This is a genomic window from Sphingobacterium sp. MAE, from assembly GCF_056711605.1.
Window position 1 is genome coordinate 1,410,962 of the sequence record NZ_CM160044.1, and the last position, 12,728, is coordinate 1,423,689.

The 12,728-nt window shown below is 35.8% G+C and carries 13 protein-coding genes and 1 pseudogene; 6 read left to right on the forward strand and 8 right to left on the reverse strand.

What is annotated here, in order from left to right:
* The first annotated feature begins 956 nt into the window (after positions 1-956).
* Together AC06G9_RS06010 and AC06G9_RS06015 are read left to right on the forward strand one after the other, a co-directional pair.
* Entirely contained in the window at positions 957-1,334 is a 378-nt protein-coding gene (locus AC06G9_RS06010; RefSeq protein WP_480957693.1) for a hypothetical protein, read from the forward strand.
* A 19-nt stretch (positions 1,335-1,353) separates the two neighbouring features.
* Positions 1,354-1,851 (forward strand): hypothetical protein, encoded by a 498-nt coding sequence (locus AC06G9_RS06015; protein WP_480957694.1) that lies wholly within the window; start codon positions 1,354-1,356, stop codon positions 1,849-1,851.
* Positions 1,852-1,952: 101 nt separating this feature from the next.
* On the opposite strand, the gene AC06G9_RS06020 is transcribed toward AC06G9_RS06015, so the two are convergent.
* A complete protein-coding gene (locus AC06G9_RS06020; protein ID WP_293929192.1) occupies positions 1,953-2,414 on the reverse strand; it encodes a helix-turn-helix domain-containing protein in 462 nt (153 codons plus the stop codon).
* Positions 2,415-3,054: 640 nt separating this feature from the next.
* Between AC06G9_RS06020 and AC06G9_RS06025 the strand changes: the two genes are divergently transcribed.
* From AC06G9_RS06025 to AC06G9_RS06040, 4 genes are all read left to right on the forward strand, one after another.
* Positions 3,055-3,312, forward strand: coding sequence for a hypothetical protein (locus AC06G9_RS06025; protein ID WP_480957695.1), 258 nt, complete (start codon positions 3,055-3,057; stop codon positions 3,310-3,312).
* Entirely contained in the window at positions 3,302-3,601 is a 300-nt protein-coding gene (locus tag AC06G9_RS06030; protein WP_480957696.1) for a type II toxin-antitoxin system RelE/ParE family toxin, read from the forward strand. Before AC06G9_RS06025 ends, AC06G9_RS06030 begins: the two co-directional genes overlap by 11 nt.
* Before the next feature lie 1,895 nt (positions 3,602-5,496).
* Positions 5,497-6,309 carry an RNA polymerase sigma factor gene (locus tag AC06G9_RS06035; protein ID WP_480957697.1) on the forward strand — a complete coding sequence of 271 codons (813 nt, stop codon included), beginning with the start codon at positions 5,497-5,499 and terminating at the stop codon, positions 6,307-6,309.
* A 17-nt stretch (positions 6,310-6,326) separates the two neighbouring features.
* Positions 6,327-7,421, forward strand: coding sequence for a hypothetical protein (locus AC06G9_RS06040; protein ID WP_293929198.1), 1,095 nt, complete (start codon positions 6,327-6,329; stop codon positions 7,419-7,421).
* A 90-nt stretch (positions 7,422-7,511) separates the two neighbouring features.
* Here the strand turns inward: AC06G9_RS06040 and AC06G9_RS06045 are convergent, their stop codons facing one another.
* The 7 genes and pseudogenes from AC06G9_RS06045 to AC06G9_RS06075 form a co-directional block, all read right to left on the reverse strand.
* Positions 7,512-8,609 (reverse strand): DUF3644 domain-containing protein, encoded by a 1,098-nt coding sequence (locus AC06G9_RS06045; protein WP_480957698.1) that lies wholly within the window; start codon positions 8,607-8,609, stop codon positions 7,512-7,514.
* Between the two features lie 81 nt (positions 8,610-8,690).
* A complete protein-coding gene (locus AC06G9_RS06050) occupies positions 8,691-9,077 on the reverse strand; it encodes a hypothetical protein (protein ID WP_480957699.1) in 387 nt (128 codons plus the stop codon).
* Positions 9,078-9,209: 132 nt separating this feature from the next.
* Complete coding sequence (locus tag AC06G9_RS06055) at positions 9,210-9,473, reverse strand: hypothetical protein (protein ID WP_480957700.1); 264 nt, start codon at positions 9,471-9,473, stop codon at positions 9,210-9,212.
* Between the two features lie 320 nt (positions 9,474-9,793).
* Positions 9,794-10,324, reverse strand: a pseudogene (locus tag AC06G9_RS06060) (RHS repeat domain-containing protein); the annotation flags it as partial.
* A 51-nt stretch (positions 10,325-10,375) separates the two neighbouring features.
* Positions 10,376-11,311: a hypothetical protein gene (locus AC06G9_RS06065; protein ID WP_480957701.1), complete on the reverse strand. Its 936-nt coding sequence runs from the start codon at positions 11,309-11,311 to the stop codon at positions 10,376-10,378.
* Positions 11,312-11,857: 546 nt separating this feature from the next.
* A complete protein-coding gene (locus tag AC06G9_RS06070; RefSeq protein WP_480957702.1) occupies positions 11,858-12,151 on the reverse strand; it encodes a hypothetical protein in 294 nt (97 codons plus the stop codon).
* A 181-nt stretch (positions 12,152-12,332) separates the two neighbouring features.
* Positions 12,333-12,728 carry a hypothetical protein gene (locus tag AC06G9_RS06075; protein WP_480957703.1) on the reverse strand — a complete coding sequence of 132 codons (396 nt, stop codon included), beginning with the start codon at positions 12,726-12,728 and terminating at the stop codon, positions 12,333-12,335.

The following is a 12,728-nucleotide window of genomic DNA, read 5'->3' on the forward strand; positions in this document are numbered from 1 at the left end:
AGGTTAAAACAAAGTACGAATCAGATCCAAATAGCCTGGACATCCCTGCTGTTGATTTTGAAGGAAAATAAGGCTTTCAAGTGGCCAAGAGTGTACCGTTAGTGTACGGGCTATTCACGGGGAGTGTACCAATCCTGTACCAAGAATGTACGGAGAAGCTACTAAGAAGGTACCAAAGAGCTACTAAAAAGGTACCGGATATCTACTCAGGTCAGTAGCTTGATTGAAGATCAGGAGGCCCCGCCTAGACCAGCACGGGAACAAGGTGGTTCATGTATCTCCCAAGCTTGCGTAGTGCATATGCTAAGCAATGGTCAAGTATGGATAGTGCGTAAAACAGTACCTGTTGATCAAGTATCAACGCACTATCCACGCTTCATCTTGCTTCATTCATACTTGACCTACATTTCAAATGTGTTTTATCTTAAATAAGGCGTTTTAAGTCCTTAAGTTTCTTTTTCCATACTCTAGTGTGTTTTTGCAGGGATTATCTTTTAAATCGCTTAAAATAACTTTCAAATGAAAAGAAATTAGGTAGTCATCATGATTGAATGAAAGGATTGGTGATTCGATATTCAGTTAAGATATCTGTTGTGTAGCTCAGCAATGAGTCTAAGATTGACCGATTTGGATTAAAGAAATTAAATGGCTGAATATAATTAAATAATATTATTGCCTAAGCAACTAAATACTTTAAATGGTCCGGTAAAAAAAGTGATATCTATAGCATCTAAATAATTGTTCGTTGCTATACCACTCTGCTAAAAACTCTTTTAGTAGTTTGTATGATATTTAGTTCATTCTCTTCTATCAATTCATGTTTTCATACAAGTTTTTACAATTTCTTTTTCTCATTGGTATTTTGTGCTATCATACGAGAATAATATCAATTAATCCTACGGCTAACCGTAGCTTTTAAATATTTGTATTCGATAGGTTTGCCAAAATTTTAAGCTATGTATACAATATTACGATCAGTTTTACTTGTATTATCACTTACTTCTTGTACCAGTTATAAGTATGCAACAGAGGGTAATACACAAAAGAGTAACCTCACCATGTGTACAGTAAAAAGCAAGGTAATTAAAGGAGAGACCACACAAGATGAAATCATGAAGTTGTTTGGTTCTCCAAATTTGGTTTCTAAAAACAAATCGAATAGAGAGGTTTGGAGTTATAATCGTATGTCTGTCGAGAATAAAGCTGGATCTACAGATTTTTTTGCAGGGCAGCGTGCCAGCCAAAGTAGTAGTAGTAAATCTTTTGATCTCATCATCACGTTTGATGAGCATGATGTTGTAACCGATTATTCGGTCGTATCCACCGCATATTAACTTTTAGAATTATATTGAAATGAAAAAAACGACAGTATTGTTATGTTTTATCGCATTGTTGAGTTCATGCGCTACTCAAATGGTAACTAAATCACCTGCTGAAGTAAAAATGATGACAACTAAACAATTTGAATCTGATCAAGATTTGATATTTAAGGCCATTATTAGCTTATTGCAGTCGGAGAGTTATATTGTGGACCGTGCTGATAAAGAGACTGGTCTAATCAATGCGAGTAAACGTCTCGAAAATAAAAATGCGAATATGCAACGCGCATTATGGGGCTCTTCTAAAGATGCTAACACTTCTAAAGCCATGTTTTATGTGGAGGCCGTTAATGATGATGTGACGGAGGTTAAGATCTCGATGTATGAAGGAAGCGAATCCAGTAAAAGTGGCTATTGGGGGCAAGTGAATAAGGATAGTAAGGAGCAAATGATCTATGAGCCTCGTGTCTATCAGCAATGGTTCCAGAGTCTCCAGGCTGAGGTGGAGCGTCGGAAGGCATTGGGAAGATAGGTTTCACAATCAGTGATAAAGTGAATACCGATTTTAAATTCAATTTTGCAACGGCCATTGCAAAATTGAATTTAATCATTTAAAATGATGTTAATAATTCTTTATCTATCTTCTTTCAATTTCTTCACTTCACTGGCAAGATCCAGTACCGCTTTGCTTAATGTAGCAATAGATTGGGTCTTGATGCGGTCTTCTTCAATAAATTTTTCTAATAGTGCGAGCAGTTTGTCTGAGCCGTCGTTGTTGAATACGGGCTGTGCATTCTGACCGACAGAATTGTCACTAAATGTGGAGTTATTGTTATTCTGTATATTATAGATCACATTTTCGTCTTTAAACGATTTGACGAAATCTGGTGTTACCCCAAGTGCATCTGACAATTCTTTTAATAGCGGCTCTTCAAAAGCGACCATATTTTCAAAATCAGAAATCCGTTGCTGCGAGTATTTGCTTTTGCACAATTGCCCAAAGGCCTCTTGTTTTATTCCTTGAATTTCTCTTATCCGTTTTATATTGTGACCGATGTGCATGGTTTCTTTTTTTTCTTCAAAAATAGTGTTCATATACTATGATTTTTTGGATCGGTACTTTACCGGTAAATCGGTAGGATACCATGAATTATTATGGTTGGCAAAGCCTAAATTTGATTTAAAATTACGAAAGTTTGTTGGGAATGACAAGATTGTAATTTGTTCTTCATTATGAGGAAATATAAACCATCATTAGTATGATTTAGTTCTTTGACATATTGGTATTGATCGGAATTTTAGCTAAGGTTGGGAGGGTGAGAAGGTTAGGTAGTTAGATAGTTAAAAGGTTAGGTAGTTAGATAGTTAAAAGGTTAGATAGTTAGAAGTTTAACTTCTAGCTCGCCATATAAAATAATGGAGGCTGCTTGTACAGCCGTAGGGTGAGGGGAATGACCACTCACTGAGTACTTGAAAAAAGCATTGGTTATTGCAGACCTTAATGTTAAAGACATGTACAATACGACTAAAATTGCATTTTTTTTAAAATTATTAGGCTTGCGCTGTAAATGACCACTCACTGAATACTGAAAAATAGTATGATTTGTTTATGCTAACAAATTTCAAGGTATGTACAAAACACATAGATAAGCATATTATCTATTATCGAAGGGTATCTGTTAATGAGCACAATTCGAAAGTGATGTCCATTAATATTCATTACTACTGTTAACAATTGCCAGTTAGGAACTTAGAATATTTATTGTTAAATTTGAATATGACTACATTTAAAGTATCTGTTCCAGAAGACAAGACTTCTTTTTTCCTCGAAGTACTCGAACTTATCGGGGCTACATACGAGTCGAAAGAGACCAATTTCAAACTAACTGATGAACAAGAGCAGTTCCTTTTGTCTCAGAATGACGTGTCGTTAGATGATTGCCAGCCTGCTCATCTAGTTTTCGAAGAGTTGAAGGTCAAATATGGCCTATAGCATACTGATCACTCCTGCTGCAAGAAACCATATTGAAGAAGCTACCGCATACTATATGGAGCACGCATCTAAAAAAGTTGCATTAAAATTTCTTCAGGACTATAAAAAAGCTGTTGCTGATATTTTGAAAGTCCGATATTTTCAGGTATTCTATCTTAACTTTCGTGGCAGGATGCTAACGAAATTTCCTTATATCGTTTTTTATACGTTAGATGATGAGCAGGAACTGATCATCATCAAAGCAGTATTTCATACCGCGCAAACTCCTCAAAAATATCCTCACAAATAAATAATTCTGGAGGCTGCTTGTACAGCCGTAGGGTGAGGGATTTTTACCACTCACTGAATACCGAAAATAGCATGGGTTTTTATTGACCACAAATTGAAAGGTGTGTACAATTATTTTCACTTTTCTATTCAATTTGGAAAAGTTGTTGTTGACCAGAATGTGGAAAGTATAGACAACCGTGATGCTGATATATAACCCTATGATTTCGTTGTTGCTAACCAAAATTTAACAGAGCGTTTAAAATAGTTAGAAAGTTAGAGGGTGAGAAGGTTAGAAATTTTGACTTCGCTCAATATAAAATAATTTAGGCTGCTTGTACAGCCGTAGGGTGAGGATCATGATCACTCACTGAGTACCGAAAATAGCATGGGTAGTTACTGATCATAGGTATATGCAATCAATAATGAAGACTATTAATGGTATTTACAATTGATGCAACGAAAAGGAACCAAAAGATATCACAACTAATTACAAACTTAAAAGGTATGTACAATTTAGTCTTCTTGAGGTTTAAGATTAAAGTCTGTTGTTACTGACCACAATTTGAAAGAATAGTTAGAAGGTTATGAAGTTAGGGGGTGAGAAAGTTAGAAATATTGACTTTTCGCTCAATGTAAAATAATGGAGGCTGCTTGTATAGCCGTAGGGTGAGGGATTTTTGCTACTCACTGAATACTGAATAATAGTAAGGGGGTCGCTACTGACCAAAAATTGAAAGGTATATACAACATGTGCTGCGGGTCTTCGGTACGGAGGTAAGTCGCTACTGACCACAAATTGAAAGAATAGTTAGAAAGTGAAAGGATTAGAAGGTTAGTTTCTAGTTCATCATATAAAATAATGGAGGCTGCTTGTACAGCCGTAGGGTGAGGGATTTTTACCACTCACTGAATACCGAAAATAGCATGGGTTTTTACTGACAACAAATTGAAAGCTGTGTACAATTCGGTTTGTGAATCAGCTAGAGAGCATCAAGTTGTTACTGAACACAATTGAAAGGTGTGTACAATCAATCGCGAATACCATTAATGGTATTTACAATTGATGAAACGATTAAAAGTTATCAAATGTCAGAGTTACTAAGTACAGTTCTGAAAACAGTATGTACAATGTAATGCGAAAAAGAAAAACTAAAAAAATGTTTGTTGACTTGAAGTTGAAAGAATAGGTAGAAAAGCTAGAAAGTTAGAAATTTTGACTTCGCTTAATATAAAATAATGGAGGCTTCTTGTAGAGCCGTAGGGTGAGGGATTTTTACCACTCACTGAATACCGAAAATAGCATGGGTTTTTATTGATCACAAATTGAAAGGTGTGTACAATTAGCTGGCTGTATTTGTTGTTGCTGACTACACGTTGAAGAATCGTTAGATAGTTAGAGGGTTAGAAAGTTAGAAATTTTGACTTCGCTCAATATAAAATAATGGAGGCTGCTTGTACAGCCGTAGGGTGAGGAGGGTACCACTCGCTAAATTCAATTTATTGCAATAGGGGGTTGAGCTTAGTGCAATTGAATATGCAATCGACAGGGAAGCTATACAGTTGACAGAACTGTCACTGCACAATGGCCTAAGTAAGTCGATATTCTAAAAACTCCATATCCATCTCAGGTACGCTCAGGTCACGTTGATGACGATGAAAAAGCAAGCCTACACATAATTTAGGTAATGACACTTTGAGTTTATGGCATTAGATACAAGATATATTGCATGCTCTTGATAAAAAGCCACATATTTTCGGTCAATTCCAATAGGACAGGAGTGTTCTAAGTCGCTTTAATATATGCCTTAAACATGATCTCAGTTCCCAAAAAAATCCGCCAGACCAAGCTGAGATCTGTTTAGATAAATAACCAATGTATTGGCATTCTCATGTGCCCTGACCAAAATAATGATTATGAGTAAAACACTACAAACACAGCAAGCTGAAAAATATCTCTCCTTTCTGCAGAACGGAGATGAAAGAGGCTTGACCTATTTTTACAATCGTTTCTACGGATATCTTTTCGTAAAATCATATCGCGTGACCAAGGATGATTGTGCGGCTGAAAGTATCGCGCAGGAAGCATTATTGCGACTGTGGCTCTGCCGAAAACAGATGAAGACAATAGACGATACCTTTGCCTTTTTAAAAGCACAGGTTAAAGCTGCTATAGATGCATTTTACAATACCACAAAAACTAGATTTCACCGAAAACTGCTACGGTTGGATGGTATCGAAGATTACCAAGAGTTTCTGGTGGGATATACCCTAGAGGAAGAGGAGGAAACGGATATCGTCTATCTGGAGAAGCTGGAGGAAGAAAAGCAGGAGCGATTGGATAAACTTAACCGGCTGTTGCCAAGCCTCAGCAATCAACAGCAGCTATTCATCAAACTCTGTTTACAGTATAGTTTTAACTACGAGCGCATTGCCTATTATTTGGGTGGTATATCTGACTATGAAGTCAGTTTGCAGGTCGAAAAAACCATTGATACACTACGTTCCATATTCAATAACTCGCAACAAATGGAGTTGTTAAATAGACGGTCTTCGGAGGTACTGGAGGGTGAATTCAATGAGCATCAGGCCGAAATCTTTCATATGCGCTATGAGCTACAGTTGTCATTTGAGCAGATTTCCGAAGCGTTGAATTTGAATCCATCGATGGTTAAAAAACTCTTCGTACAGGCGCATACTAAAATCAAAAACGCCAAGAAAACAGCATAATTAAAGAGATATCGCTTATGGAAAAAGATACCCTAATTTTAACCCGAAAAGTTCAGATTTATTTGGACTGTGATGATCAAGAACAACGGTCTGCGTATTATAAAAAGTTATTTGAGTGGCAGGACATGGTGTATCGCGGATCCAATATGGTTATGACGCACCAATACATCCAAGAGCAGATGAAGGATTTAATCTATCTGCGCGATGACGTCAAAGTGAAGCTCGCTAATTTTGATAAAGATCCAGAAGGTATATTCACCACTTCTAAGATGAATACCACGTATCGCATATTGTCTCTATATTTTAAAGGAAAACTGCCATCGGATATTCTTTCGTCCATGAATATGACCTTAAACAGGGCTTATAGTACTGATCGTTTAGCCTATTGGAAAGGAGAAAAATCGTTGAGAAATTATAAAAAAGATATGCCGATTCCATTTGGAGGAGATCAAGTGAAACTGAGCAATGATGAGAAAGGGCGTGATTTTATATTGAAACTGTTCAAAATACCCTTTCGCACGTATCTCGGCAAAGATCGATCGGACAAGAGGGTTTTATTGCAGAGGGCACTGGTCGGAAAAATCAAGATCTGTGCAAGCTCCATCCAGATAGTAAAAGGCAAGATATTTTTATTGCTCGCTCTGGAATTGCCGAAAAAGAAATACGAACTAAAAGACCATATCATTGCTGAAGCATCGTTGTCTGTAGAACATCCGATCACGGTGTCTATTGATAAAAATAGTTACCAAATAGGAAACAAAGAAGAATTTCTATATCGGCGGATGGCTATTCAGGCGGCGAGATACCGATTGCAAAAAGGTGCAGCTTTCAACAGAGGTGGTCATGGACGTAAGAAAAAGATGAAAAGTATGGAGCAAGTCAATGAACAGGAGAAACGTTATGTGGATAGTCGTTTGCATCTCTATAGCAGAAGGCTGATTGATCTATGTGTAAAATCTGAAGCAGGAACATTATTATTGGTCAATCAGACGAACAAGGAAGAGTTTGCTAAAGAAGATGAATTCCTTTTGCGAAACTGGAGCTACTATGGCCTGATTGAAAAGATAAAATACAAAGCGAATATGGCTGGAATTAATTTGATCGTGGAATAGATCATTGCACTGGACGGAAATAGCTACTAGCCATTTCCGTTTATCTTTTTAAGATTATTTTTATAATAATTTTTTAGAAGTAACTTTAATTTACAAAATTTCGAATGTTTCAATTTTCAATTTTGCTCTATTGTCAAAATTGGTTTTCCATATTTCCCTTGTTAATACTCCACTTGTAATATTACTTATTAAGAATTGGCACCATTCATCTTTAAATAAATAATCAGCATGTGCTTCATCATAATGGCAAAATTTTGTGTTTGTTTCAAATGGATCTATTTCAGGTCTATCTTCTTTCGTAGGTTTAATTGAAAAAATATATAATAAACATTTGTGATCAAAATGATTAAAGCCAGCACCTGGGTAGCTTTCTCTTACGGCATTCACTACTGCGCCAGGTTTCAATTTAGCAGGATTAATGACTTCTGTTTTTTGTACCTTATCCTTTATTAAAGCAGTAACTTTTTCATAGTTTTCTTTGTCCTCCTCTGAGATTGAATTCCAATTTACGAATTCAATAGCTAAATCATTTCTACTGGTGTTGGCAAGTTTAGGAAGTTGAATTAATTTAATACTAAATTCTTGCGTATTAAATACGCTATCTTGAATATTTGATCTATACTTATCAATAAAGTCTTTAACTTGTCGAATTTCTGTTGATAATAATTGTTTATTCGACTCAATTTGTTTAGCAGTTCGTACTCTTGAAAACTGAAGAGAATATGCTAAACTTTCATTAATTGCATATTCTTGACCAAATAATTTAATTAGCTCATTCTCGTAATTATATAGTAGTGATTGGCATTCTCCGAAAATCATTAAACCAATTTCATCTTTAGATATGGATCTATGTTCAATTTTATTCCGGAGTTTTATGAAAAAGTCAAGATTACATTTTACACCATCTGTAAGATTTCCATATTTTTGAATACAGGTCTTCAGCTCCCAGGCTTTTTTGTCCCCATCAATTATTTTATATCTACCATTTATTTCCTTATAAAAATAAGTTTCACCAATTGTATGATTAAAATGAGCATGTAAAAGCCTCGTCCAAGACATAATCATATGTGTTATAAAACATTCTACTTTGAATGGGGCTCTAGGTTTATTATAAATTTCGACGGATAATAAAGCACAATCAATTGAACTTTCTAGTAATGTTTTAGTTTTACCTTTTCGTAATTGCATTATATTTTAGGTTTTACTTATAAAGGTAAATGTATATTATTAAAGTATATTATTTGTTGAGTATTTTAATAAAAAATAATTTCAGCCTAATTCTTCTTTTACTGCAGGCAGCAAAGTAATTTTCCCTTTATCTGCTAACTCTTTTATACCTGACTTTAATAAGGCTTTATCTGTGAATGATATAATAAAATCACTAAATAATTTTGCTAGACTGGCTTTGCGATCTTCATCGCCCATTGGTTCGTCAAAATCAAAAAGTGCTTTACACTCGTGTGGCTGTCTAGTGAAAATGTTTCCAATGTCTTTTTTAACTAAATCCTTTGTTCTGGAGTAGTTATTTCCGAATATTCCTTGTATATAAATCTTGATGTTCATTTTGTAATAATCACCAAAATTTGATTTTTGCAGATTTAAGTACAATGATACATTCTGCGCTATCTCTGAACCATCCCCCAAAAGCACTTTCAAACCCGTTTGATTTGGCTACTTCGCCAAACAATTTTTTAAAATCTTTACTGTTCATATCAATATGTTTCTAAGATTGTTTTCCAATTGTAACTAAAATTCAAGTGAGCTCTATTTTTTTTACTACCCACTTGATTAAATTAAATCTTTAACTTTTCCTTTTGCTAAAATTGATGATGCTTCATTTATGGTAAAAGAGTTATCAATTACATAGTTATCCTGAAAATAATCTGGTTTAATAAATTCAACCCAAATGTTAAATTCATTTAAAATATTTGTTTTTTGAAAACTTTCTATTCTACCAGACATACATTTCTCTCCAAAACAAAATAGAAAAATACGATTTCCTATCAAAACCTTATCGCTTTTCCATTCTACAGTACCGATTAAATTTATCATAAAAAATTATTTTACTGATTTGACAGAAGAATTAAACCATTTCAATCTTTCTGGACTTACATAGTAAAATTGTTTTCCTAAATCTGTACCATTTTCAAAAATAAAACTTTTATTTTGAGTATTTGATTTCCTTCCCCTGCCCAATTATGATACCATTTAGCATCTTCTATATTCGTCCAAAACAATTTACCTTCATATGAAGAAATTTTTGAGCTAGTTGGAGCTTGCCTAAAACCATGTGCTAAAATATCTTTTGCTTCTGCAGAAGAAACAACGCGATAGATCGTTTGACTGCCCGCTTTAGCGGTTTTCCTAATTTCCTATACAAGAGGTATTAATCCCGCTCCTCTATAAAAAGGAGATAAGTTTTCCTCATTCATATCCTCACCGGATAAGGCCGCTTTTATATCGAAATAGGTGCCTACAGGTGTAAATCCAACTCCTAGCTCAAATGAATTGTTCAGAAATGAATTAGTTGAAGGATCGCCTTTTTGCAACTGGCTTTTTCCATCTTTTCTAATAATGGAACCAGGACTGTTTGCAATTATATTTCCTTTTTTCTTCTTCTCTGGATCCTTGTCCTGCTGATAACTTAAGTTTCCCAGCAGATTGGTGATATCCTTAAGATCCCGTGTGACCATTCCGAAACCGGAATCCTCCCAGGCCATCCCTTCAGGATCAATAAAGCGGATCGGATTATTTGCCGTATAATTATATGGAGAGTGATCGAAATACTTCTCCGCCATCGGATCGGTGACATTCCATCGTGCGATCTCCGCATAGTAGAAACGAGCTCCATAATCGTACTGATCACCAAGCTCGCCCTGGATCTCTTTTCCATTATAAAGATACTTATTATTTGTAAAACAATTTGATTATCAATGGTACAAATGAGCTCATCACTACGTTCTTCGGTTAATCCCGCCCGTTACAACTTTTCGCTTGCCAAAAGGGTAGTAGTCATCGCGTTGCACCACATCGACCGTGGTCGGTGTCGCACCCCGTTTTAGCGTTGCCCGTATATTGCCCAGATGGTCCGTGAGGTTATGATGATACACATAAGTAGCACCGCTTTTCAGGGCGTAGCCCTCGGCAAAGTGGATGATGTCGATATTGGCGCCATTGTACTCAATTCCGCCCACATATTCCCTTACGGTGGTCACCGAACTGACAGTGGCGGTTTTGCGCAGCTTATTCCCCAGGGCATCATACAGATAGCTTAAGCTAACCCCGCTTTTATTAGCCGTAGCCGGGAGATTCAGCTGATTATAGGTCAGGGTCATGCCCGTGCGGTCGGTCAGCGCATTGCCGTTGGCATCATAAGTGTAGCTGCCGCTCAGTCCGCCCGATAAACTTGAAATACGATTTCCCAGATAATTATAATTGATCGCTGAGCCATCCCGTGTCAATTTGGTGATATTGCCCATATCATCGTAGAGCATCGCTTCGCTCATGCCCGTTGCCGTTCCGCTGGTAAGCCTGTCCAACTTATCGTACTGATAGCTGAACGTACTCGACGGAGTCGAAGCCGTTCCCCAGAGCTGCTGGCTAATATTGCCGTTCCACTGCGGGTTTGTGCCATCCTGATAATTGAGCTGCTGGCTGAAATTACTGGCAGTGCTCGTTTTCAGCCAGCCCCTTTCATTGTATCGGATCGTGGCGTTGCTAACATAGTCGGGATCTGTTGCTTTCTTGCCCAGTGATCTGCCGATAAGCTGGCCGAGCTCGTTGTAGGTGTAGGCCGCCACGGTCACCGTATCCTTACTGCCGATCCTATGCTTGATGGCGGTCAGCCTGCCGCGGTGGTCGTACTCGTTTTTGGTGAGTATGGTGGTCACTGCTCCCGATGGGGAAGGGGTATATTTCAGAAATCAAAGAACAAATATCTTTAGCTTAATATCCTAATTTAAATATAGGTTCTCAAAATGATCAACTTCCCTAGTTTATAGTGTTATGGTATCCTTGTATTTCGAATTTTCTTTGATAGAGTCTTATCCTTTTTAATTTAATTGAACTTTCTGCATCGTTCTGTATATGAAATCTTTTTTAAAACTAGATTCTAAATACAGGTTAATATAAAAGAGTCTCCACTTTGTAAGTTGGAATTCCAAATTGATGCTTCTCGTGAGATTAGCGGGAAATACGAGTGAAATGAGAACCTGCCTTCCTTTGAGATGGTCGCCAAAATGGCTAAAGCCTTTGGCGTAACGGTGGATTTTTAATCAGGGAAGGGGAAAACCCTTCTTATGACAAAGAAACGGTGGAACGTATCAACGATATACAAAAGATGGATGCCGATACCAAAAGTGTTCTGTTCAACGTCATTGATACCTATATCCAAAACTTTAAAACCAAACAGGCTTTTAGATAAATAACAAAGCCCACTATTGCGGACTTTGCTCTTGTAACTTCTCTTTTGTTTGGATTATCTTATGCTTTAATTCTTCTTCATTGTAATAAGTGTCAGGATATTTAACTAAATCCTCTTGAACATCAGTATATCTACTGCTTATTTTATCCAATTCAGAAAACGCAGACTTTTCTATATCTGTTAAATCATCACTTTTAATATCTAAACTATAAGAGTAGTAATAATCATTACAAAATGTCCAACCATTTATTTGTTCAGATAATTCAATAAGCCAATACAATCTTCTTTTATCATTTTTTTTAAACATAACTTACTATCACTTTATTGTTGGTAAAGAACTCAAGGGCTTTTGGCTATATTTAAAGTGCATTATTGGGTTCCCCATATGTATCTTACATCTGTTTTGCGTTTTAAACAGATTTAAGATCTCTTCCTACATTTAGAGAATCACAATCAGATAAAATTAACTTTTTCCTTACAATAATATTTTATTTACTATTTGTTTGAAACCATAAATCCTCTATCGTAAATGATTTGAAATTGTTGAAATTTTCAAAATATTTTTCAATTTCCTTATTTTCAATTTTAAATAAATCTTTACTCAAAGAATTGACCGAAATATAATTAACCCAATTAATATTTTGAAGAATATATTTAACTTGAAAAGAAATTTCGTGTTCAAGAATAATTAATGGATATATTTTCCATATATAACCTACAACTTTTTTATCCATTAAAATTGATGCCCAGTTTTCTTCTCGTTCCCAAAATGATACTTCAATTTTATTATTTTTCAATATATCAAGTACATAATAGAACAAGGAAAATTGCCAATTAACATTGCTTTCAATGACTTTTTTAAATATTTCTGTTAAATTTTTCAT